General features: G+C 32.9%; 18 protein-coding genes and 1 pseudogene. 15 read left to right on the forward strand and 4 right to left on the reverse strand.

Annotation, left to right across the window (positions count from 1 at the left end; genetic code table 11):
• The first annotated feature begins 147 nt into the window (after positions 1-147).
• From tpx to DYE57_RS05335, 3 genes and pseudogenes are all read left to right on the forward strand, one after another.
• A pseudogene (tpx, locus tag DYE57_RS05325) lies at positions 148-644 on the forward strand (thiol peroxidase).
• Between the two features lie 130 nt (positions 645-774).
• A complete protein-coding gene (locus tag DYE57_RS05330; protein ID WP_115313137.1) occupies positions 775-1,722 on the forward strand; it encodes a class I SAM-dependent methyltransferase in 948 nt (315 codons plus the stop codon).
• An 89-nt stretch (positions 1,723-1,811) separates the two neighbouring features.
• Positions 1,812-3,077, forward strand: a complete 1,266-nt coding sequence (locus tag DYE57_RS05335; protein WP_115313138.1) for an acetate kinase — start codon at positions 1,812-1,814, stop codon at positions 3,075-3,077.
• 159 nt (positions 3,078-3,236) lie between these two features.
• Here the strand turns inward: DYE57_RS05335 and DYE57_RS05340 are convergent, their stop codons facing one another.
• The gene (locus DYE57_RS05340) at positions 3,237-3,737 is read right to left on the reverse strand and encodes a universal stress protein (RefSeq protein ID WP_115313139.1); all 501 of its coding nucleotides are present in this window, start codon (positions 3,735-3,737) and stop codon (positions 3,237-3,239) included.
• Positions 3,738-3,877: 140 nt separating this feature from the next.
• Here DYE57_RS05340 and ald point away from each other — a divergent pair, with 140 nt between their 5' ends.
• Positions 3,878-4,996 (forward strand): alanine dehydrogenase, encoded by a 1,119-nt coding sequence (gene ald, locus DYE57_RS05345; RefSeq protein ID WP_115313140.1) that lies wholly within the window; start codon positions 3,878-3,880, stop codon positions 4,994-4,996.
• A 61-nt stretch (positions 4,997-5,057) separates the two neighbouring features.
• On the opposite strand, the gene DYE57_RS05350 is transcribed toward ald, so the two are convergent.
• The gene (locus tag DYE57_RS05350; RefSeq protein WP_115313141.1) at positions 5,058-6,113 is read right to left on the reverse strand and encodes a M24 family metallopeptidase; all 1,056 of its coding nucleotides are present in this window, start codon (positions 6,111-6,113) and stop codon (positions 5,058-5,060) included.
• Between the two features lie 172 nt (positions 6,114-6,285).
• Between DYE57_RS05350 and DYE57_RS05355 the strand changes: the two genes are divergently transcribed.
• Positions 6,286-6,975 (forward strand): metal-dependent hydrolase, encoded by a 690-nt coding sequence (locus DYE57_RS05355; RefSeq protein ID WP_115313142.1) that lies wholly within the window; start codon positions 6,286-6,288, stop codon positions 6,973-6,975.
• Positions 6,976-7,051: 76 nt separating this feature from the next.
• Here the strand turns inward: DYE57_RS05355 and DYE57_RS05360 are convergent, their stop codons facing one another.
• Complete coding sequence (locus tag DYE57_RS05360; protein WP_115313143.1) at positions 7,052-7,465, reverse strand: universal stress protein; 414 nt, start codon at positions 7,463-7,465, stop codon at positions 7,052-7,054.
• Positions 7,466-7,656: 191 nt separating this feature from the next.
• Between DYE57_RS05360 and DYE57_RS05365 the strand changes: the two genes are divergently transcribed.
• From DYE57_RS05365 to pyk, 8 genes are all read left to right on the forward strand, one after another.
• On the forward strand, positions 7,657-8,955 hold the full coding sequence (locus DYE57_RS05365) for a DRTGG domain-containing protein (RefSeq protein ID WP_115313144.1): 1,299 nt from the start codon (positions 7,657-7,659) through the stop codon (positions 8,953-8,955).
• 35 nt (positions 8,956-8,990) lie between these two features.
• Entirely contained in the window at positions 8,991-9,929 is a 939-nt protein-coding gene (locus DYE57_RS05370) for a DHH family phosphoesterase (RefSeq protein ID WP_115313145.1), read from the forward strand.
• Positions 9,930-9,959: 30 nt separating this feature from the next.
• Complete coding sequence (locus DYE57_RS05375; RefSeq protein ID WP_115313146.1) at positions 9,960-13,157, forward strand: DNA polymerase III subunit alpha; 3,198 nt, start codon at positions 9,960-9,962, stop codon at positions 13,155-13,157.
• 306 nt (positions 13,158-13,463) lie between these two features.
• Complete coding sequence (gene ystJ / locus DYE57_RS05380) at positions 13,464-14,693, forward strand: NADP-dependent malic enzyme (protein ID WP_115313147.1); 1,230 nt, start codon at positions 13,464-13,466, stop codon at positions 14,691-14,693.
• Positions 14,694-14,795: 102 nt separating this feature from the next.
• Complete coding sequence (accD, locus tag DYE57_RS05385; protein ID WP_115313148.1) at positions 14,796-15,659, forward strand: acetyl-CoA carboxylase, carboxyltransferase subunit beta; 864 nt, start codon at positions 14,796-14,798, stop codon at positions 15,657-15,659.
• A complete protein-coding gene (locus DYE57_RS05390) occupies positions 15,653-16,597 on the forward strand; it encodes an acetyl-CoA carboxylase carboxyltransferase subunit alpha (protein WP_115313149.1) in 945 nt (314 codons plus the stop codon). The genes accD and DYE57_RS05390 overlap by 7 nt, the downstream gene beginning before the upstream one ends.
• A gap of 178 nt (positions 16,598-16,775) precedes the next feature.
• Positions 16,776-17,744, forward strand: a complete 969-nt coding sequence (pfkA, locus tag DYE57_RS05395; protein ID WP_115313150.1) for a 6-phosphofructokinase — start codon at positions 16,776-16,778, stop codon at positions 17,742-17,744.
• Positions 17,745-17,765: 21 nt separating this feature from the next.
• Complete coding sequence (gene pyk / locus DYE57_RS05400) at positions 17,766-19,523, forward strand: pyruvate kinase (RefSeq protein ID WP_115313151.1); 1,758 nt, start codon at positions 17,766-17,768, stop codon at positions 19,521-19,523.
• A 121-nt stretch (positions 19,524-19,644) separates the two neighbouring features.
• Here pyk and DYE57_RS05405 read toward each other — a convergent pair whose 3' ends face one another.
• Positions 19,645-21,003, reverse strand: coding sequence for an amino acid permease (locus DYE57_RS05405; RefSeq protein ID WP_115313152.1), 1,359 nt, complete (start codon positions 21,001-21,003; stop codon positions 19,645-19,647).
• A 347-nt stretch (positions 21,004-21,350) separates the two neighbouring features.
• Here DYE57_RS05405 and DYE57_RS05410 point away from each other — a divergent pair, with 347 nt between their 5' ends.
• Both DYE57_RS05410 and icd read left to right on the forward strand, forming a co-directional pair.
• A complete protein-coding gene (locus DYE57_RS05410; protein ID WP_115313153.1) occupies positions 21,351-22,469 on the forward strand; it encodes a citrate synthase in 1,119 nt (372 codons plus the stop codon).
• A gap of 53 nt (positions 22,470-22,522) precedes the next feature.
• Positions 22,523-23,791 carry an NADP-dependent isocitrate dehydrogenase gene (gene icd / locus DYE57_RS05415; RefSeq protein WP_115313154.1) on the forward strand — a complete coding sequence of 423 codons (1,269 nt, stop codon included), beginning with the start codon at positions 22,523-22,525 and terminating at the stop codon, positions 23,789-23,791.
• Positions 23,792-24,059: the final 268 nt, after the last annotated feature.

Here is a 24,059-nt window from a genome sequence, read left to right on the forward strand (position 1 = left end):
TTGATTATTTTTTCCTCTTTTTTGTGGAAAATTAAAAATAGAATGACAGGGCTTACATTGAATTAAAATAGCGTTGATTAAAAATTGAAAACACATGAATGTTTGTCGTATGATTATAATTAATAACAACTATAGGAGGTCTTGATTATGACTCAAATTACTTTTAAAGACAAGCCTATTTCTTTAATAGGCGAACAGGTAAAAGAGGGTGACATTGCACCTAATTTCACAGTTTTAGACAATAGTTTAAATCTGATTACATTAGATGATTTTAAAGGCAAAAAGAAATTGATTAGTGTTATTCCATCTATTGATACAGGCGTGTGTGTGACTAATAAACTCGTAAATTCAATGAAGAAGCATCTGTTGAGGACGGAGTTATCTTAACTATTTCTGTGGATTTACCATTTGCTCAGAAAAAATGGTGTGCTTCAAATGGCTTAGATAATGTTGTAACGTTAAGTGATCACAGAAACTTATCTTTTGGAGAAAATTATGGTGTGATTATGCAAGGAATGAGATTATTAGCGCGTTCAGTTTTTGTGTTAAATGAAAATAATAAAGTTGTTTATAAAGAAATCGTTAATGAGGGAACTGATTTTCCAGATTTTGAGTCAACTTTAGAAGCATACCGTAACGTTTAATTTGATATCGTAATATTGACAGTGATAGTCAAAGTGCCCATACTTAGTCGAGAAGTAGGGTTATTCGTGATTAGTTAATAAAATCCTATGAAACATGGTGGGACACTTTTTTATTAGAAAGGGTTATTTTATGACTGAAGAAAATACAATTATGGAACGTTTATTCCACACATTAGATGAAAGAGCTAAATCATTAAATGAAGAAAATGGACAAAGTTTCATTGAGAATTTAGGATTAGCTATGGAAGATATTTATAAAAACCATAGAAATCTTTTAGAGCAAGCTACGCTTCAAGATAGAAGGAAAGCCTTTCAATTCGCGTACTTAAGTCTTATGCAAGAAGAAAATATTCAAGCGAATCATCAAATCACTCCAGATTCTATCGGGCTTATACTTGGCTTTTTAGTTCAGCGTTTTATCAAAGATAAAGAAGAAATGCATATTGTGGATATTGCTAGTGGAACTGGTCACTTAAGTGCATCAGTCAAAGAAGTATTATCAGATACAACTATTATGCATCATCTTATAGAAGTAGATCCTGTTTTATCTCGAGTAAGCATACATTTAGCCAATTTTTTAGAAATACCGTTTGATGTATATCCTCAAGATGCTATTATGCCTTTACCATTAAAAGAGGCTGATGTAGTGATTGGTGATTTTCCAATTGGTTACTATCCTGTTGACGAACGTAGTAAAGAAATGAAACTAGGATTTGAAGAGGGACATAGTTATTCTCATTATTTACTTATTGAACAAGCAGTGAATACGTTAAAAGGGGCTGGTTTTGCATTTTTAGTTGTGCCAAATGATCTCTTTACAGGAGATAAAGTGAAACAGTTAGAAAAATTTATTGCTACAGAGACTGAAATGCAAGCATTTTTAAATTTGCCAACAACACTTTTTAAAAATGAAAAAGCACGAAAATCTATATTAATTTTACAAAAGAAAATACCGCATGAAACCAAACCAGTAGAAGTATTATTGGCGAATATCCCCGATTTTAAAAATCCACAACAATTCCAAGGATTTATTACTGATTTAAATCAATGGTTGGTCACAAATCATACAAAAAAATAATCTGTAACAATATAGTATTCGAACTGTCTTAATGATAGAATGGACTATGTGAAAAATATAACTAAACAAATGATGGAGGACAATGATTTATGTCTAAATTAATTTTGGCGGTTAATGCTGGGAGTTCATCTCTAAAGTTCCAGCTAATCAAAATGCCGGAAGAAAAATTAGTAACCAAAGGCGTTATTGAACGTATTGGTTTAAGCGACTCTATTTTCACAATTCATGTTGAAGGGGAAAAGCTTACTGACATTAGAGATATCAAAGATCATGAAGAAGCAGTTAACATCATGTTAAATAGTTTTAAAGAGCATCACATGATTGAAGATATAATTGAAATCGAAGGTACGGGTCACCGCGTGGTTCATGGTGGAGAAAAATTCCCTAAATCAGTAGTAGTGACAGATGAAGTAGAATCTCAAATTGAGGAATTAAGTGAATTAGCACCTTTACATAATCCAGCTAACTTAATGGGTATTAGAGCTTTTAGAAAACTATTGCCTGATATACCTCATGTTGCTGTATTTGATACTTCATTCCATCAAACTATGCCAGAACAAGCGTATCTTTATAGCTTACCTTATCATTATTATGAGGATTACGGAATTCGTAAGTATGGTTTCCACGGTACAAGTCATAAGTATGTATCACGTAGAGCTGCTGAAATTTTAGGACGACCTATTGAAGATTTAAGAATTATTTCTTGTCATATTGGTAATGGTGCGTCAATCGCTGCTATTGATGGCGGAGAATCTATTGACACGTCTATGGGCTTTACGCCCCTTGCAGGTGTAACAATGGGTACACGTTCAGGTAACCTTGACCCTGCTTTAATTCCATTTATTATGGAGAAAACAGGAAAAACTGCTGATGAAGTGTTAGATATCCTTAATAAGGAATCAGGTTTATTAGGTTTAACTGGTACATCTAGTGATTTACGTGACTTAACAGAAGAAGCTAAACATGGTCGTCAACGTGCACGTGTAGCACTTGATTTATTTGCATCTAAAATTCACAAATATATCGGTTCTTATGCAGCAAGAATGCATGGTGTAGATGTTATTGTATTTACAGCTGGTATAGGTGAAAACTCTCATATTATACGTGGTAAAGTTTTAGAAGGTCTAGAGTTTATGGGTGTATATTGGGACCCTAAGAAGAATGAAAGTTTACATGGTGAAGAAGGTTATATTAATTATCCACACGCACCTGTTAAAGTACTTGTTGTTCCTACAGACGAAGAAGTTATGATTTCTCGTGATGTCATCAAGTATGGTGGTCTGAAAGATGAAATCGACAAAGAAAGTGCAAATGATAATAGTGGAAAATCGAATGTCGAAAATGTAGAAGCCTAATTATTTATATTCGCATAACAACTAGACAAGTTGTTATGCGAATCTTTTGTTTCATCGGGAAATATAAAATATCAAAAAACTGCCGTTAAAGTTATAAACTTATATCGACAGTTTAAATGCAAGTTCAAGTTATAGATAAGTACAATATACTTTAACTGTTTAGTCTTGGTATCTTTCACGTAATTTAGGTGTTGCCACTTGTGGTTGGAAATCTTCTGGAATTTCTTCAGTACGTACCACAAGAACATCACAAGGTGCATGACGGACAATTGCCTCAGAAACAGATCCAACGATAAAGCGTTCAACTGCGTTTAAACCTGAAGTACCACTCATAATTAAATCAGCGGCAACCTCATGTGCTAGTTTTTTTGGAATAATTGCTTTAGGTGAACCAAACTCTAATCGGGTTTCTACATTTTTTACGCCTGCATTTGAAGCAACTTCTTTGTATCCTTTTAATAATTCTTCAGAGAAATGTTTTGATTTTTTAGTGAATTGAGCATCATAAACTTCATATGAAGAATATGTTCTTGAATCAATGACATTAACGATTGTTAATTTAGCATCATTACGTTTAGCAACGCCAACCGCCTTATTAAAAGCCCATTCTGCTTCATGAGATCCATCGACTGCGATTAATATATTTTTGTAAGTAATCATCGCTTTAGCCCCCTTCATCTTTCATACTTCTATTTTAACATAATAAACTGAATATTAAATTAATATTGATTACAAAATTGTGTACTTTTGTTTGCGCTTACACATATTTAGCGTTACGATGAGGATGGAGGTAGATATTTATGAAAATTGGCATTCCTAAAGAAATAAAAAATAATGAGAATCGAGTGGGTTTATCACCAAGTGGCGTACATGCTTTAGTTGAAGAAGGTCATACTGTTCTAGTCGAAACAAATGCGGGGGCAGGTTCTTACTTTGAAAATATTGATTATAAAGAAGCTGGAGCAAAAATTATTTCTGAACAGTCAAATGTTTGGGATGTAGACATGGTTATAAAAGTTAAAGAACCACTTGAGTCCGAATATCAATTTTTTAAAAAAGGATTAATTTTATTCACATATTTACATCTAGCTAATGAAGAAAAATTAACTCAAGCACTTGTAGATAACAAGGTGGTTGCAATAGCGTACGAAACAGTCCAATTACCAGATGGTTCTTTACCATTATTATCACCTATGAGTGAAGTTGCAGGTAGAATGTCTACACAAATTGGTGCAGAGTTTTTACAAAAATTCAATGGTGGAATGGGTATATTACTTGGAGGTATTCCAGGAGTACCCAAAGGTAAAGTAACCATCATTGGTGGTGGCAAAGCTGGAACGAATGCTGCTAAAATTGCATTAGGATTAGGAGCAGAAGTGACAATTTTAGATGCTAATCCAAAACGGTTGCAAGAATTAGATGATTTATTTGATGGTATAGTTAGAACAATAATGTCTAATCCACTTAATATCGAAATGTATGTTAAAGAGAGTGATTTAGTCATTGGTGCAGTATTAATTCCAGGTGCGAAAGCGCCTAATTTAGTTACTGAAGACATGATTAAACAAATGAAAAATGGATCAGTTGTTGTTGATATAGCAATTGACCAAGGCGGTATTTTTGAAACTACTGACAAAATAACAACACATGATAATCCAACGTACACAAAACATGGTGTAGTTCACTACGCTGTTGCCAACATGCCAGGTGCAGTACCAAGAACTTCTACATTAGGCTTAAATAATGCAACGTTGCCTTATGCACAATTACTAGCTAAAAAAGGATATCAAAATGCCTTCAAAGCTAACCATGCTTTATCATTAGGTTTAAATACTTATAAAGGTCATGTTACTAATAAAAACGTAGCAGAAGCATTTAATTTAAACTATATATCTATTGAAGATGCCCTAAGAGAATAAAATAAATTTTTATCCCCCTGACAAAAGATAATAATTGTGTCAGGGGGTTTAAATGCAGTAATTATTTTTCATAACGAGTAAGAACTTCGTAGCCATCTTCAGTAACTAAAATATCATCTTCAATACGAACTCCAGCAACTTGTGGTACATAAATACCAGGCTCTATCGTAATTACCATTCCTGCTTCTAAAGAATTATTATTTACACTAGAAATATCTTGATACTCGTGTTCTTCTAAACCTAAACCATGTCCTAGACGGTGAGGGAAATAATCCCCATAACCCGCTTTGCTAATAATATCTCTAGCGATTTTATCTATATCTTTGATGGTCACACCGTGTTTAATCGCTTTAATTGCAGAGGTCTCAGCATTTAATACTGTATGATAGATTTCCTGTGCTTCCTCACTAGGGTTACCATATTTAATTGTTCGAGTCATATCACTACAGTAGTGATTATAAATCACTCCTAAATCAAATAAAACATATTCATTTTGTTGAAGTTTTCTGTTACCAGGAGTGCCATGAGGAGAAGCTGCATGATCACCAAAGAGTACCATTGTGTCAAAACTCATTTCATTGACACCATATTTTTTTATCTCATTTTCAATATGGTTAACAACTTCACGTTCCTCTACTCCTTCTTTTAAGTAAGCAACACCAATTTCTATACATTTATCTGCTAATTCAGCAGCTTTTTTAATATTTGCGATTTCTTCTTGTGATTTTATATTACGCAATTCTTTGATTGATTGATCAATATCCTTATAATTTTTTACATTAAATGCTTGTGAAAGTTCACGTTGACGTTTTACAGTTAAATGTTCGCTTTCAATAAGCATCGTTGAAAAAATTTGCGGACACATCTCAAAAGGATTTTCAGTGTCAGAATAACCAATGATTTTACCATCAAAGGGTGAAGTTTTAACTTCCTCAATTTCCATTCTAGGGCAAAACAATACAGGTTCAGCATTTGCTCGAATAAGTAAAGCAAATAATCTTTCATGTGGTTCACTTCTATATCCTGTAAAGTAGAATATGTTTAAGGGAGTTGTAATCCATGCAGCATCGGCATTTTGTTGGCGTAAGACTGTTTTAATTTCTTCTATTTTAGTCATTTTGGAGTCCTCCATTTTCTCAAGTTAATTTAATTTTATGCTAATTAGCTTTACTTTTCAAAAATTGTCAAGAAATGATATATAATTCGACTTTCGTTTTAGAAAATGTTGTTATAAATAGAATGAGGTAGGGTATACAGAAGATAGATAATATAAGAGGAGGGCTATAAAAATGAAGTTATCATTTCATGGTCAATCAACAATTTATTTTGAAGGTAATGGAAAAAAGGTTATTGTAGATCCATTTATTTCTGGCAATGAAAAATGTGATTTAGATGAACAAACTTTAGATGTAGATTATATTATTTTGACTCATGGTCACGCTGATCATTTTGGTGATGTGGTAGAATTAGCAAATCGTAACCATGCGACTGTAATAGGTTCAGCTGAATTACAAGGTTATTTATCAACGTATCATGGAATTGAAAATGTTCATGGTATGAATATTGGTGGTAAAACAACATTTGATTTTGGAACAATTAAATTTGTTCAAGCTTTCCATAGTTCTAGTTTTACACATGAAGATGGTATACCAGTTTACTTGGGAATGCCGATGGGAGTAATTATCGAAGTAGAAGGTAAGACTATTTATCATACAGGGGATACAGGTCTATTTAGCGATATGAAATTAATAGCTGATCGCCATCCAGTTGATGTTTGTTTTGTACCTATTGGTGACAATTTTACAATGGGAATTGAAGATGCAAGTTATGCAATTAACGAATTTATAAAACCTCATATTTCTGTACCTATTCATTATTACACTTTCCCATTAATAGAACAAGATCCTAATCAATTTAAAGAGGCAGTGAATATTGGTGAAGTACAAATTCTTGAGCCTGGACAATCAGTTGAATTTTAATAAATAAAGTCGATCTTCATAATACAAAGATATCCCGCTTCTAAACTATTTAAGTCTAAAAGCGGGATGTTATTAATTATTTAACAATTAATACAGGGATAGTAGCACGTTTTGCTACTTTATGACTTACGCTACCAAGCACAAATTTCTTTTTGTCTTCTGCTTTGCGGTTACTCAAAACGACAATTTCGAATTTACCACTATTTGCATACTTTAACAATTCTTCTTTAGGATTTCCTCTGACTATAACTTCATCATAATCGATGCCATAGTCTTCTATAGTTTTACGAGTTTTCTCTAGCCGTTTACTACGTTCTTCTGTTAGCTTATCTAGATGAACACCTGCTTTAATAGACGCTTGTGCATCTTGTTCATTGATTGCATTTAAAATTGTAACAATAGTGTCTTTCCCGGCTAGACGTGACACTTCTTTAAGTGCTTTTTTGTTTTTTAGTTGTGTGTCAACCCCTAGTAAAATATGTTTATACATAAGACATCCCTCCTCACTTTCATTTTAGTAAAGTTTTAATGAAATTTCCATTTAAATTAAAATTTTCTAAAAATTATTTAGGACACTTTATGGTGGTTTTCAATAGTTTTAAAAGGTTGTTCAATGATTTTTTTTGAGTTAAAAGTTATAATATCTATAATACTGCTATAGAGAAATAAAGAGGTAACGGGATGACGAAACATGAACAAATTATAAAATACATAGAAACCTTATCAATAGGTTCAAAAATTTCTGTCCGCAAAATCGCCAAAGTATTAGATGTATCAGAAGGTACTGCCTATAGAGCTATTAAAGATGCAGGTCAACTTGGTATAGTGACTACAATAGATCGAGTAGGAACTGTTAGAATTGAAAAACGAAATAGAGATAATATTGATAATTTAACCTTTAATGAAATCGCGAAAATTATCGATGGCCAAATTTTAGGAGGTAAGGGTGGTTTAGGAAATACTGTCTCCAAATTTGCAATAGGGGCAATGGAGCTTAAAGATATTTTAAAGTATATAGGAAGCCAAACTTTACTTATTGTAGGTAATAGAGAAAACGTTCAAATGGAAGCACTTAGAAGAGGTACATCCATCCTTATTACGGGAGGCTTTCATCCAAGTAAAGACGTCATTAATTATGCTAATGAGCATGACTTACCCATACTTTCTTCAAGTTATGATACGTTTTTAGTTGCTAACATAATAAATAGAGCAATGTATAACCAAAAGATTCGTAAAGAAATTCTTGTTGTCGATGATATCGTCAAACCCATTGATGACTTATCCGTGTTATTTGACTCTATGAAAATAAACGACTACAAAAAGTTGGCCAATAAAACAGGTCATACAAGATTTCCAATTGTAAACGAGGAATTTAAATTAGTAGGCATCGTAACAAGTAGAGAAATCATCAATATGAATGAAGACGATCAACTTGGTAAGGTTATGACTAAGCAACCACTAAGTGTTAAACTTACTAATACTGTAGCTAGTTGTGCGCATTTAATGATTTGGGAAGGTATAGAATTATTACCAGTAACAGATAATAATAAAAAGACTGTGGGTGTAATTAATCGACAGGATGTCCTTAAATCAATGCAACTATTAGGGAGACAACCACAAATAGGCGAAACAATTAGTGATCAAATTGCTAAACATATTACTATTCATTCTAATGGAATAGACGTAGAAGTATCTCCTATAGTGACTAATCATTACGGTACACTGAGTAAGGCTGTGTTTGTTGGTATCATCGAAGAAACGATTCGCCATGAGATGAGAAAATATAAAAAGGGTAATGTCATGATTGAAAATTTAAGTATTACGTATATTAAGACAGTACCAATTGAATCTATGATTGAGGTTCATTATGAAATGTTAGATGTTGGACGTTATTTTGCTAAATTAGAAGTATCGATGTTAAATAATAATGAAAAAGTAGCTAATGCTTTAATTATATGTCAAATGTTCGAAGGTTTTTAAAGTAAGAACGAAGTTTTATCAAGGGAGTAAACAAAATGGAAAATATAATGAATAAAATAATGCTTGAAATTGAACAAAATGAAACAATAGTTATACATAGACATGTAAGGCCCGATCCTGACGCAATTGGTTCACAATTAGGACTCAAGTATTATTTGAAAAAGAAATATCCTAACAAGCGTATTTATGCAGTGGGGGAAAATGAATCATCTTTAGAATTTATTGGTAACATGGACATTATTCAAGAGGAAGTTTATCAAGATGCACTTGTTATTGTTTGTGATACTGCTAATGCACCTCGTATTGATGATCAACGATACCAAATGGCGAGTGAGGTTTTAAAAATCGATCATCATCCTGCCACTGATCAATACGGGGATATTAATTTTGTTAATACAAAGGCTTCTTCAACGAGTGAAATCATTTATGATTTTATAACACATTTTAATGATGAACATATTATAGACGAAAAAGTAGCCAGAGTTTTATATTTAGGAATAGTAGGGGATACAGGAAGATTTTTATTTAATAATACGACACAACACACAATGACAGTTGCTGGCAAATTGCTTTCTTTCTCATTTGACCATAATGCTGAACTAAATAAAATGTCTGAGAAAGATACTAAGCTTTTACCTTTCCAAGGATACGTTTTACAAAACTTTGAATTAGATAATAGCGGATACTGTCAAGTACGTATCACTAAACATATATTGGAAGAATTTAATATTCAACCTAACGAAGCCTCACAATTTGTAAATACCATTGCAGATATAAGGGGGTTAAAAATTTGGATGTTTGGCGTGGATGAAGGCAATCAAATTAGATGCCGTTTACGTTCTAAAGGAAGTATCATCATTAATGATGTAGCTAATGATTTTGGTGGTGGTGGTCATCCAAATGCATCTGGTGTATCAGTTTATAGTTGGGAAGAATTTGAAAAATTAGCCGATGCTTTACGAGCAAAACTTTAAATGTATTATAAATGAAGGGAGATAGTGAACATGGTAGCGCATTTAAATATTCATACAGCTTATGATTTGTTGAATTCTAGTTTAAGAATTCATGATGTCATCCATAAAGCTAAAAAAGAAGGTTATAGTGCGCTGGCTGTCACTGATACAAATGTTTTATATGGTTATCCCAAATTTTATGATGCGTGTATGTCAGCTGACATTCATCCTATATTTGGTATGACTATCTATGTTACAGATGGCTTGTATACGATTGAGACAGTTGTATTAGCTCAAGATAACGAGGGATTAAAATCACTCTATCAACTTTCTTCAGCTATAAAAATGAAAGAAAAAGAGGAGATCCCGTTAGAATGGCTTAAAAATTATGAACAACATTTGATTATTATTTTTAAAGATGTTGAAGCATCACATATCCAAATTTTAGAAGCATTTAGTGAAAAAGACGAAGTCTATATCAATCATACGAGCGATGAGGCTGTTAATGCTAAAAGAATTTGGTTGCAATCTGCAAGGTATTTAGATGAAGATGATGCTGAAACGATTGTTGCCTTACATGCTATTAAAGATAATACTAAATTGGATTTAGTGAATGAAATTAAATCTTTAGGTGAACATTTTCCTAGTCGACAAGAATTAGAACAGTTTAACTTTAGTGAAGAATTTATTAAAAATGCGCTTGATATTGAAAATCTCTGTAAAGCCAAGCTTGATTATCATCAATCTTTGTTACCTCAATTTATGACGCCTAATGGTGAGCCTTCCAAAGACTATTTATGGTCCATACTTATACAACAATTAAAGCGATGGAATCTCGATAATGATAATTATTATAAGCGTCTCAAACATGAATATAATATTATAACAAATATGGGTTTTGAAGATTACTTTTTGATTGTGAGTGATCTTATCCATTATGCTAAAACGCATGATGTTATGGTGGGACCTGGACGTGGTTCTTCTGCTGGTTCGCTAGTGAGTTATTTATTAGAGATTACAACAATTGACCCACTTAAATTTAACTTACTATTTGAAAGATTTTTAAACCCTGAACGTGTCACTATGCCTGATATTGATATAGATTTTGAAGATACACGACGGGAGCGTGTAATTCAATATGTTCAAGAAAAATACGGAGAGCACCATGTCTCTGGAATAGTCACATTTGGACATTTACTTGCAAGAGCGGTCGGTCGTGACGTGGGACGAATTATGGGATTTGATGATGTGACTTTAAACGAAATTTCTAAGTTAATCCCTCATAAATTAGGCATTACATTGGAACAAGCATACCAAGAAGACGAGTTTAAAGCTTTCGTACATCGTAATCATAGAAACGAACGTTGGTTTGAGATAAGTAAAAAGTTAGAAGGATTACCAAGACATACATCTACGCATGCTGCAGGTATTATTATTAATGATCAGCCTCTGTTTAATTTTGCTCCTTTAACTTTAGGTGATACTGGGTTATTAACCCAATGGACTATGACAGAAGCTGAAAAGATAGGCCTCCTTAAAATTGATTTTTTGGGATTGCGTAATCTTTCAATTATTCATCAAATCGTAACTCAAGTAAAGAAAAATTTAAATATAGATATTGAGGTAGAGCAAATTCCTTTTGATGATAAAAGTGTTTTTCGCTTATTGTCTCAAGGTGATACTACTGGTATTTTCCAACTTGAATCAGATGGTGTACGTAGTGTACTAAAAAGGTTACAACCAGAACACTTTGAAGATATCGTGGCAGTAACATCATTATATAGACCGGGTCCAATGGAAGAGATACCAACGTATATTACAAGAAGACATGATCCATCTAAAGTAGAGTATCTACATCCTGATTTAGAGCCTATTCTCAAAAGTACGTATGGGGTTATTATTTATCAAGAGCAGATTATGCAAATTGCTAGTAGTTTTGCTGATTTTAGTTATGGTGAAGCAGATAATTTAAGAAGAGCAATGAGTAAAAAGAATCGCGTTGTTTTAGAGAGTGAACGCCAACATTTTATTGATGGATCCAATAAAAATGGTTATGACGAACGTGTGAGTAAGCAAATCTTTGATTTAATACTTAAATTTGCTGACTATGGATTTCCTCGTGCACATGCAGTAAGTTATTCAAAAATAGCATATATCATGGGTTACTTAAAAGTGCATTATCCTAATTACTTTTATGCAAATATACTTAGCAATGTTATCGGTAGTGAGAAAAAAACAGCTGCTATTATTGATGAGGCTAAGCATCAACAACTTAATATTTTGCCACCTAATATTAATGAAAGTCATTGGTATTATAAAGCGAGCGCTAAAGGGATATATTTATCACTAGGAACTATTAAAGGTGTAGGGTATCAAAGTGTTAAATTAATTGTTGAAGAACGCTATCAAAATGGTAAATATAAAGATTTCTTTGACTTTACGAGACGAATTCCTAAAAGAGTTAAGAATAGAAAATTACTTGAAGCTTTAATATTAGTTGGGGCTTTTGATACATTTGGCAAGAATCGTGCAACTTTGCTTCAAGCTATTGATCAAGTTTTAGATTTGAACTCAGATGTTGAACAAGATGATATGATATTTGACTTACTTACACCTAAACAAACTTATGAAGATAAGGACGAACTACCTGACAAGTTGTTAAGTGATTATGAGAAAGAATATTTAGGTTTTTATATTTCTAAGCATCCAGTTGAGAAAGAATTTGAAAAAAAGCAATATTTAGGTATCTATAAATTAAGTAATGCTCAAAATTATCAATCTATTTTAATTCAACTTGAAGACATTAAACAAATTAGAACTAAAAAAGGCCAAAATATGGCATTTATTACGATGAACGATGGAATAACACTTATGGATGGAGTTATTTTCCCTGATAAATTTAAAAGATATGAAACGACACTTTCAACAGAACAGATGTATATTGTTATTGGTAAGTTCGAAAAGAGAAATCAGCAAAATCAACTTATCGTTCATCAACTATATGAAATTAATGACTATAAAAATAAAAAGCTTTCTGATTCTAAGCAAGTCGTATTACGAAATATAGCAGAACTTAAGTTAGAGATAGATCAAATATCTTGTGATACATCAAAGGCTAACTCAATAGAAATTAAAGGCTTTAATGAAATGTCCAAAAAGATAACTCATTTAGGTTTTATTGAAAAAAACAACTCAAACTTTGAACAATTAATCCAGAGTTATAAACCTAGTGATATTAGGTTTATATAACTTTTAACGATTTTTAAATTATGATATAGTTAACTGATGATTAATATGATAATCATCAGTTTTTCTTTTACCATTGTTTATTGTTCTGGTTATAAATTTTCGTGCGTTGTGATCAGAAGAATAAATAATTTTTAACGATTTTATTTACACTAGGGAATTGAAAATTTAGTTATATACCATACCTATTCAATCTTTAATCGTGTATATTAAGTATAATGAGAAGTTATACTAGGTTTAAAGTATGTAAATTCTTAATTATCGCGACAGCTTTTCAACTATAATAATACTCAAATAGGGGTTGATTTCATGTCTTTAAGAGACGATGCTTTAGAAATGCACAGAGAAAATCAAGGCAAATTAGAAGTTTCACCTAAAGTGAAAGTAACTAACAAAGAAGAATTAAGCTTAGCGTATTCACCCGGTGTGGCAGAACCTTGTAAAGAAATACATGAGAATCCAAGAAAGGTATATGAATACACAATTAAAAGTAATACCGTAGCGGTTGTGACTGACGGTACTGCAGTATTAGGATTAGGGAACATTGGTGCTGAAGCAAGTATTCCAGTTATGGAAGGTAAAGCTGTATTATTTAAAAGCTTTGCAGGTATTAATGGTGTGCCAATTGCTTTAGATACGACTGACACCCAAGAAATTATTAATACAGTAAAATTAATTCAACCTAATTATGGTGGTATTAATCTTGAAGATATTTCGGCACCTAGATGTTTTGAAATTGAAGAGACATTGAAAAAAGAAACGAATATACCGGTATTTCATGATGATCAGCATGGTACTGCTATTGTGACTATGGCGGGATTGATTAATGCATTAAGAATTGTAGATAAAGATTTAACAGATATAAAAGTAGTTTTAAATGGTGCTGGAGCTGCTGGTATAGCCATTGTTAAATTGTTACATTCCTACGGAGTGAATGACATGATTATGTGTGATTCTAAAGGTGCCATTTACTCAGGTCGTCTATATGGTATGAATGATACAAAAGATTATGTAGCTAAATGGACGAACAAGGATAAAGTTGAAGGGTCACTAGAAGAAGTGATTAAAGAAGCTGATGTTTTTATTGGTGTTTCAGTTGCTGACATTTTAACACAAGATATGGTAAAAACTATGGCCACTGATCCTATTATATTTGCAATGGCTAATCCAAATCCTGAAATTCAACCTGATGATGCAAAAGCTGCTGGTGCAAAAGTAGTAGGTACTGGTCGTTCGGATTTTCCTAATCAAATTAACAATGTATTGGCTTTTCCAGGAATTTTTAGAGGCGCATTAGATGTTGAAGCTACAAATATTAATGAAGATATGAAAAAAGCTGCCGTAGAGGCGATTGCAAACTTAATAGATAAAGAAGAATTGAATCCAGATTATTGCATACCTGGACCTTTTGACAAAAGAGTAGCACCTTCTGTTGCATGTCAAGTTGCTAAAGCTGCAATGGAATCTGGCGTAGCTAGAGTTGAAATCGATCCACAGGATGTTTATGATAAAACAATGCAAGCTACTGAATTAAAATAAATGAAATTCAATTTTTAGTCGATTCACTATATCAACTCAAGACTATTATTTTAATATCATATATCTAACTGGGTGTAACAGAGGTTATTTGGAGGTTTACCAATGTTTAAAGATTTTTTTAGTCGAAGTAAGAAAAAGAAATATTTAACTGTGCAAGATTCTAAACAAAATGATGTACCATCTGGGATAATGACTAAATGTCCCAAATGTAAAAAAATTATGTACACAAAAGAATTATCAGAAAATCTAAACGTATGTTTTAATTGCGATCATCATATCGCTTTAACAGCATATAAAAGAATTGAAGCAATTTCTGATGAAGGAACATTTATAGAATTCGACAAGGATATGACCTCTGCGAATCCATTGGATTTTCCTGGGTACATAGAAAAGATTGAAAAAGATCAACAAAAAACTGGTTTAAAAGAAGCAGTAGTTACTGGTACATCTGAACTTGACGGCATTAAATATGGCGTAGCAGTCATGGATGCACGCTTTAGAATGGGAAGTATGGGATCAGTTGTTGGTGAAAAGATTTGTAGAATTACAGATTATTGCACTGACAATTTCCTACCTTTTATTTTATTTTCTGCAAGCGGTGGTGCGAGAATGCAAGAAGGTATTATCTCATTAATGCAAATGGGTAAAACAAGTGTGTCTTTAAAACGTCATTCTGATGCTGGATTATTATATATTTCTTATATTACTCATCCAACGACAGGTGGTGTATCTGCGAGTTTTGCTTCAGTAGGTGATATTAATTTAAGTGAACCTAAGGCACTCATTGGTTTTGCAGGTAGACGTGTGATTGAACAAACGATTAATGAAAAGTTACCGGATGACTTTCAAACAGCTGAATTTCTTTTAGAGCATGGACAACTTGATAAAGTTGTTCATCGTAAAGATATGAGAGAAACTCTATCAAATATATTAAAAATGCATCAAGAGGTGAGTCGAGAATGTTAGATTTTGAAAAACCACTTTTTGAAATAAAAAATAAAATTGAGTCTTTAAAAGAATCTCAAGAGAAAAATGAAGTTGATCTTCAAGAAGAAATAGATATGTTAGAAGCTTCTCTTGAAAGAGAAACTAAAAAAATATATACCAATTTAAAACCTTGGGATCGAGTACAAATTGCACGTTTACAAGAAAGACCAACTACGTTAGATTATATACCTTATGTTTTCGATTCATTCATTGAGTTGCATGGAGATAGAAACTTTAGAGACGATCCAGCTATGATTGGTGGCATTGGCTATTTAAATGGTAAAGCAGTCACATTGATTGGACAACAACGTGGGAAAGACACTAAAGATAACATATATCGTAATTTTGGAATGGCTCATCCTGAAGGATATCGTAAAGCGTTACGTTTAATGAAACAAGCAGAAAAGTTCAAGCGTCCAATTTTTACCTTTATCGATACTAAAGGTGCTTATCCTGGTAAAGCTGCTGAAGAAAGAGGACAAAGTGAGTCGATTGCTACAAACCTTATTAAGATGGCTTCATTAAAAGTACCTGTAATTGCAATAGTAATTGGTGAAGGTGGTAGTGGTGGCGCACTTGGAATTGGTATAGCCAATCGTGTATTAATACTTGAAAATAGTACTTATTCAGTAATATCGCCTGAGGGTGCAGCAACATTATTATGGAAAGATAGTAATTTAGCACAAATTGCTGCTGAAACCATGAAAATTACTGCAAATGATTTAAAAGGTTTAGAGATTGTTGATGAAGTCATTAAAGAACCACATGGTGGTGCACATAAAGATGTTGAGTTACAAGCGCAAACCATTAAAGATGTTTTCATTCATCACCTTAATGACTTAGAAGATTTATCACCTCAAGATTTGGTTCACAATCGTTTTAATAAGTTTAGACAAATAGGATCTGTTGTAGAATAAAAATACAAAGGGCTAATAGTTGTTCTCATAGGCTATTAGCTCAATTTTATGTTGTAAAAAAATTTTACTTTTTTAAAACGTTTACATCAATAGAAAACCTTTCTTTTAATGGAACGTTAAAAAAATTTATGGTAATTTAGAGTTGAGGATAAATCTAGTTAAAGAAAGGTATGTCGTCATGAAAAAGATTGCAGTTTTAACTAGCGGAGGAGATTCTCCGGGTATGAATGCTGCTGTTCGTGCAGTAGTTCGTACAGCAATTTACAACAATATTGAGGTTTATGGGATATATCACGGTTACCAAGGTTTACTTGATGATGACATTCATAAACTTGAATTAGGATCAGTGGGAGACACGATTCAACGGGGGGGTACTTTCCTTTTCTCAGCAAGGTGCTCTCAGTTTAAAGAAGGGGATGTACGTAAGAAAGGAATAGAAAATTTACGCAAGAGAGGTATTGAAGGCCTAGTTGTTATTGGTGGAGATGGTAGTTATCGAGGTGCGCAACGAATTAGTGAAGAATGTAAAGAGATACAAACGATTGGTATCCCAGGTACGATAGATAATGATATTAATGGCACTGATTTTACTATCGGCTTCGATACTGCACTTAATACTATTATTGAATCAGTAGATAAGATTAGAGATACTGCATCAAGTCACGCTAGAACGTTTATTGTAGAAGTGATGGGTCGTGACTGTGGAGATTTAGCTTTATGGGCTGGCTTATCTGTTGGTGCAGAAACTATTGTATTACCTGAAGTACAAACTGACATCAAAGATGTTGCAGAAAAAATTGAACAAGGTATTAAAAGAGGTAAGAAACATTCTATCGTTATGGTTGCTGAAGGTTGTATGAGTGGCCAAGAATGTGCTGATGAACTCATGAAGTATATTAATATTGATACTAGAGTTTCAGTTTTAGGTCATATTCAACGCGGAGGAAGTCCATCAGGTGCTGACCGTGTTCTAGCCTCACGTTTAGGTGGCTATGCGGTAGAGTTATTGAAACAGGGTGAAACAGCAAAAGGCGTAGGTATTAAGAATAATCGATTAACATCTACACCATTTGATGAAATATTTGGAGAAAGCGATCATCAATTTAATGCTAATATCTATCAATTAGCCAAAGAATTATCAATTTAAAATATTTGGGAGGATTATATAATGAGAAAGACTAAAATCGTATGTACAATTGGACCAGCTTCAGAATCAGAGGAAATGCTTGAGAAATTAATGAATGCAGGTATGAACGTTGCACGTTTAAACTTTTCTCATGGTAGTCATGAGGAACATAAAGCTAGAATCGATACGATTCGTAAAGTTGCAAAGCGTTTGAATAAAACAATTGGTCTGTTATTAGATACTAAAGGTCCAGAAATTCGTACACATAACATGAAAGATGGCGTTATTGTTTTAGAAAAGGGCAAAGAAGTTACCGTTAGTGTGAATGAAGTAGAAGGGACTCCTGGGAAATTCTCTATCACTTATGAAAACTTAATCAATGATGTTAATGTTGGTTCATATATTTTATTAGACGATGGATTAGTTGAACTTCAAGTTAAAGAAATTGATAAAGATAAAGGCGAAGTTAAATGTGATATTTTAAATACAGGAGAATTAAAAAATAAAAAAGGTGTTAACTTACCAGGCGTAAAAGTTAATTTACCAGGTATAACTGATAAAGATGCTGATGATATTCGCTTTGGTATTAAAGAAAACGTTGATTTTATTGCGGCAAGTTTTGTGAGACGTCCGAGTGATGTTTTAGATATTCGTCAAATTCTTGAAGAAGAAAAAGCTGAAATAAGTGTTTTCCCTAAAATTGAAAACCAAGAAGGTATCGACAATATTGAAGAAATCTTAGAGGTATCTGATGGTTTAATGGTTGCACGTGGCGATATGGGTGTTGAAATTCCACCTGAACAAGTACCAATGGTTCAAAAAGATTTAATTAGAAAATGTAATAAATTAGGCAAACCAGTCATTACAGCGACTCAAATGTTAGACTCTATGCAACGTAATCCTCGTGCTACTCGTGCAGAAGCTAGTGACGTAGCAAATGCAATTTATGATGGTACAGATGCAGTGATGTTATCCGGTGAAACAGCTGCTGGTCAATATCCGGAAGAAGCTGTTAAAACAATGAGAAATATTGCGGTTTCATCTGAAGCAGCTCAAGATTACAAAAAGTTATTAAACGATCGAACTAAATTAGTTGAGACTTCATTAGTTAATGCCATTGGTGTGTCAGTTGCTCACACTGCTCTTAATTTAAACGTTAAAGCTATTGTAGCAGCTACTGAAAGTGGTTCAACTGCACGTACAATCTCTAAATATCGTCCACATTCAGACATTATTGCTGTTACTCCTAGTGATAAGACAGCTCGACAATGTGCAATTGTATGGGGGGTTAACCCAGTCGTTAAGGAAGGACGTAAGACTACTGATGCGTTATTAAATAACGCTGTAGCAACTGCTGTTGAAACAGGTAGAGTTTCTAATGGTGACTTAATCATCATCACTGCAGGTGTTCCAACTGGTGAAAAAGGTACTACAAACATGATGAAAATACACTTAGTTGGTGATGAAATTGCACGTGGACAAGGTGTAGGAAGAGGTTCTGTAGTTGGCCATGCAATTGTGGCTGATAGTTCTAGCGATTTAGAGGGTAAAGATTTATCTGATAAAGTAATTATTACAAATTCTGTTGATGAAACATTAGTACCTTATGTTGAAAAAGCAATTGGCTTAATCACAGAAGAAAATGGGATTACATCACCAAGTGCCATTGTTGGTTTAGAAAAAGGTATACCAACTGTTGTTGGTGTAGAAAAAGCCACAAAAGATATTAAAAATGACATGTTAGTTACTTTAGATGCATCTCAAGGTAAAATCTTTGAAGGGTATGCTAACGTACTATAATCAATAATTATATAAACCAGTCTTTCAATTTAGTGAAAGACTGGTTTTTCTCTACTTAAATTCAAATAAAAAATACCACCATTAAAGGTGATGATGTCAAACCTTTAATGATGGTATTTTTCTATTGAGTTTGTTGGTTAACCTTTTTATACTTTAAGTACATAATACCTAAGATAACAAACCATACAGGTGTGAAATAAATAGCTCTTCTTGTGTCAACATTAATAAATAATAATGCAAATACAAATGCGAAGAAAATCAAAATTAGATAAGCCATGTATTGTCCACCCGGTAACTTGTACGTTGCTTTTTTATGTAGGTCTGGATTTCTTCTAATATATTTAATATAAGCGATAATAATTAATGCCCATACAACTACAAATAACACAGTAGAAATAGTTGTTACATACGTAAATACAAGTGTTGCATCAGGGAAAATGTAATTAAGTAATGCTGCAATTAGCAATAATGCAGAAGATGCGATAATTGCTTTATGTGGAGCACCGTGTTTATTGGTTTTGCCAAAGGTTGGTGGAGCTTGATTCTGATTAGAAAGTCCATAAAGCATTCTACTATTTGAAAAAATACCGCTGTTACATGATGATGCAGCTGCAGTTAATACGACAAAGTTAATTATTCCTGCCGCGAAAGGTACACCAATTAAAGCAAATAGTTTAACAAACGGACTGTTATCGGGATCTACTTTATCCCAAGGAATAATTGACATAATTACAGCTAATGCACCTACATAAAAAATTAAAATTCTAATAGGTACACTGTTAATCGCTTTAGGTATTGTTTTTTCAGGATCTTTGGTTTCTCCTGCAGTAACACCAATCATTTCAATACCTACAAATGAAAATAATGCCATTTGGAAGGACATAAAGAATCCTGAAGACCCTTTAGGGAAGATACCATGTTGATATAAGTTGGTTAAGCTCGTATGACCAAATGGTGTTTTAAATGCAAATAAAATCATTACAACACCAACAACAATTAAAGCGATGATTGTAACTATTTTTATAATGGCAAACCAAAATTCTAATTCACCAAATAGCTTCGCACTTAATAAATTGAAAGACATCAAAATAAGTACACAGAATAAGGCACTTATCCAATTTGGTATTTCTGGAAACCAGAAGCTTACATACTTTGCAACGGCAGTAACTTCTGCCATACCAGTAATAATCCAACATAACCAATATGTCCATCCAGTTACAAATCCTGCAAATGGACCGATATAGGTGTTAGTTACATCAGCAAATGATTTGAAATTAGTATTTTGAACTATGATTTCTCCCAATCCACGCATAAACATGAATAACATGAACCCTATAATTATATAAGTAAGCAATATTGAGGGACCAGTCATTGCAATTGTTTGTCCGGCACCTAGGAATAAGCCCGTTCCTATAGCACCACCGATGGCGATCAATTGAACATGACGATTGCTCAATTCTCTTTGTAAATTCTCAGACATAAGACAACTCCCTTACTATAAGATATATATATTATGCACTTATAAAGTAATTTATACAATTCTTTTCGAAAAAAAGTGTGAAAATTCACTAAAATGCATAATCATAATTGGTAATCATTCTTGATAACTAAAAGCAAAGATACTAATATTTTAGAAAAACATTAGTAATTAACTAGGAAAAGTCGGTTTTAAAGCACTTTTAGAGATGTTAACATAAAACCTAGGCAGTGATATATACCATTTTTCCAAATTTGCCGAGGTTTATAATGTTTCACAAATTGTTTAAATTTAGCTATAATACATATTGAAAGCCATTTCATAAAGAAATAGTAAAGGGGAAATTAATCATGGCAGAATTACAAAGAGGTTTAGAAGGGGTTATTGCAGCTGAAACAAAAATCAGCTCAATAATAGATAGTCAATTGACATATGCGGGCTATGATATAGATGATCTCGCAGAAAATGCACAATTCGAAGAAATCATTTTTTTATTATGGAATTATAGACTTCCAAATAAAGATGAATTAAGCGAATTAAAAGAAAAATTATTTGAATATATGACACTTAATGAAACAGTTTATAAGCACTTTGAAGAGTACGTGACTGACCACCTTCATCCAATGACTGCACTACGTACGTCAGTATCTTATATTGCTCACTTTGATCCGGATGCAGAAGATGAATCTGAAGAGAATAAGTATGATAGAGCAATACATATACAAGCTAAAATCGCTTCTTTGGTAACGGCTTTCGCAAGAGTTAGAGAAGGTAAGGAACCTTTGAAACCTAATTCAGAGTTAAGTTACGCATCCAATTTTATATATATGTTAAGGGGGGAACTTCCAATGGATGTGGAAGTTGAAGCATTCAATAAAGCATTAATTTTACATGCTGATCATGAACTCAATGCGTCTGTATTTACGGCACGTTGTGCTGTTTCATCACTTTCTGACATGTATTCAGGCATAGTGGCAGCTATTGGTTCATTAAAAGGGCCTTTACACGGAGGGGCTAATGAGCAAGTGATGGCAATGTTAAAAGAAATTGGAAGCTTAGATAACGTAGATAGTTATTTAGACGAAAGATTTGCTAATAAAGATAAAGTAATGGGCTTTGGTCATCGTGTATATAAAGATGGAGATCCACGTGCTAAATACCTTAGAGAAATGAGTCGTAAGATTACTGAAGAAACTGGCCAAAGTGAATTATTTGAAATGTCACTAGCTATTGAGAAACGCATGAAAGAAGAAAAGGGTCTTATTCCAAATGTGGATTTCTTTAGTGCTACTGTTTATCATAGTATGAATATTCCGCATGATTTATTTACACCTATTTTTGCAGTTAGTCGTGCATCAGGGTGGATAGCTCATATTTTAGAGCAATATAGAGATAATAGAATTATGAGACCAAGAGCGAAGTATATCGGTGAAAAAGATCGTAAATATTTTCCTATTGAAGATAGATAATAAAAAAAGATATATTAACAATTGAAAGTTAAATACATTTGGAGGTTAAATTTATGTCAGCAGAAAAAATTACGCAAAGTAAAGCTGGGTTGAACGTACCTAACGAACCTATTATTCCATTTATTATTGGAGATGGAATTGGACCAGATATTTGGAAAACAGCCAGTCGTGTTATCGATGTAGCTGTTGAAAAAGCTTATAACGGTGAAAAACGTATTGAGTGGAAAGAAGTACTAGCTGGTCAGAAAGCTTATGAAGAAACTGGCGAATGGTTGCCTCAAGAAACATTAGATACTATTAAAGAATATTTAATTGCGGTTAAAGGTCCATTAACTACTCCTATTGGCGGAGGTATACGTTCGTTAAATGTAGCATTAAGACAAGAATTGGATTTATTTACATGCTTGCGTCCGGTACGTTGGTTTAAAGGTGTTCCTTCACCTGTTAAACGTCCTGAAGATGTTGATATAGTCATTTTCCGAGAAAATACTGAAGACATCTATGTTGGTATTGAATTTAAAGAAGGTACATCAGAAGTTAAAAAGGTCATTGAATTCTTACAAAATGAAATGAGAGCAACTAATATTCGTTTCCCTGAAACATCAGGTATTGGTATTAAACCCGTTTCTAAAGAGGGAACTGAACGTTTAGTTAGAGCCGCAATTCAATATGCTTTCGATAACAATCGTAAAACAGTTACTTTAGTACACAAAGGTAATATAATGAAATTCACTGAAGGATCATTTAAACAATGGGGTTACGATTTAGCTCATAATGAATTTGGTGATAAAGTATTCACATGGCAACAATATGATGAAATTGTAGAAAAAGAAGGAAAAGAAGCTGCTAATGAAGCTCAAAGTAAAGCTGAACAAGAAGGTAAAATTATCATTAAAGATTCAATTGCAGATATTTTCCTACAACAAATTTTAACTCGTCCTGCAGAACATGATGTTGTAGCTACAATGAATTTAAATGGTGACTATATTTCTGATGCACTAGCTGCACAAGTTGGTGGTATTGGCATTGCTCCAGGTGCAAATATTAACTATGAAACAGGTCATGCTATTTTTGAAGCAACGCATGGAACAGCACCAAAATATGCAGGGTTAAACAAAGTTAACCCTTCTTCAGAAATCTTAAGTTCTGTATTAATGTTAGAACACTTAGGTTGGCAAGAGGCCGCTGATAAAATAACAGATTCAATTGAAGCAACAATTGCTTCGAAAATCGTTACTTATGACTTTGCACGTTTAATGGACGGTGCTAAAGAAGTTTCAACTTCAGACTTTGCTGATGAACTTATCAAAAATATGAAATAGATATAATTGAACTAGGTTAATAGTATAGAGATACACTTTAATGAGAGAGTGGATAGGCAATCACCTATCTGCTCTTTTTAAAGATTTTGCAAAGTTGTTAGTTATGAATATCTTTTTATCACAAAAGGTGATAGGTTTATTAATGTTAAGACAATATTAAACAAATATACTCTTAATAAAGTATAATTTTATAAGTTTTGTTAAGTTTATGTAAAATTGATATGTAGCTATGTTATTTTTATTTGAATATCAGTTATAATGTAAATGT

It is taken from the genome of Staphylococcus saccharolyticus (genome assembly GCF_900458815.1).
GTDB classification, from domain to species: domain Bacteria; phylum Bacillota; class Bacilli; order Staphylococcales; family Staphylococcaceae; genus Staphylococcus; species Staphylococcus saccharolyticus.

Bases quoted from the DNA above. Each gene is read 5' to 3' on its own strand.
- DYE57_RS05330 (WP_115313137.1), top strand. From the start codon at position 775: ATGACTGAAGAAAATACAATTATGGAACGTTTATTCCACACATTAGAT.
- DYE57_RS05335 (WP_115313138.1), top strand. From the start codon at position 1,812: ATGTCTAAATTAATTTTGGCGGTTAATGCTGGGAGTTCATCTCTAAAG.
- DYE57_RS05340 (WP_115313139.1), bottom strand. From the start codon at position 3,737: ATGATTACTTACAAAAATATATTAATCGCAGTCGATGGATCTCATGAA.
- ald (WP_115313140.1), top strand. From the start codon at position 3,878: ATGAAAATTGGCATTCCTAAAGAAATAAAAAATAATGAGAATCGAGTG.
- DYE57_RS05350 (WP_115313141.1), bottom strand. From the start codon at position 6,113: ATGACTAAAATAGAAGAAATTAAAACAGTCTTACGCCAACAAAATGCC.
- DYE57_RS05355 (WP_115313142.1), top strand. From the start codon at position 6,286: ATGAAGTTATCATTTCATGGTCAATCAACAATTTATTTTGAAGGTAAT.
- DYE57_RS05360 (WP_115313143.1), bottom strand. From the start codon at position 7,465: ATGTATAAACATATTTTACTAGGGGTTGACACACAACTAAAAAACAAA.
- DYE57_RS05365 (WP_115313144.1), top strand. From the start codon at position 7,657: ATGACGAAACATGAACAAATTATAAAATACATAGAAACCTTATCAATA.
- DYE57_RS05370 (WP_115313145.1), top strand. From the start codon at position 8,991: ATGGAAAATATAATGAATAAAATAATGCTTGAAATTGAACAAAATGAA.
- DYE57_RS05375 (WP_115313146.1), top strand. From the start codon at position 9,960: ATGGTAGCGCATTTAAATATTCATACAGCTTATGATTTGTTGAATTCT.
- ystJ (WP_115313147.1), top strand. From the start codon at position 13,464: ATGTCTTTAAGAGACGATGCTTTAGAAATGCACAGAGAAAATCAAGGC.
- accD (WP_115313148.1), top strand. From the start codon at position 14,796: ATGTTTAAAGATTTTTTTAGTCGAAGTAAGAAAAAGAAATATTTAACT.
- DYE57_RS05390 (WP_115313149.1), top strand. From the start codon at position 15,653: ATGTTAGATTTTGAAAAACCACTTTTTGAAATAAAAAATAAAATTGAG.
- pfkA (WP_115313150.1), top strand. From the start codon at position 16,776: ATGAAAAAGATTGCAGTTTTAACTAGCGGAGGAGATTCTCCGGGTATG.
- pyk (WP_115313151.1), top strand. From the start codon at position 17,766: ATGAGAAAGACTAAAATCGTATGTACAATTGGACCAGCTTCAGAATCA.
- DYE57_RS05405 (WP_115313152.1), bottom strand. From the start codon at position 21,003: ATGTCTGAGAATTTACAAAGAGAATTGAGCAATCGTCATGTTCAATTG.
- DYE57_RS05410 (WP_115313153.1), top strand. From the start codon at position 21,351: ATGGCAGAATTACAAAGAGGTTTAGAAGGGGTTATTGCAGCTGAAACA.
- icd (WP_115313154.1), top strand. From the start codon at position 22,523: ATGTCAGCAGAAAAAATTACGCAAAGTAAAGCTGGGTTGAACGTACCT.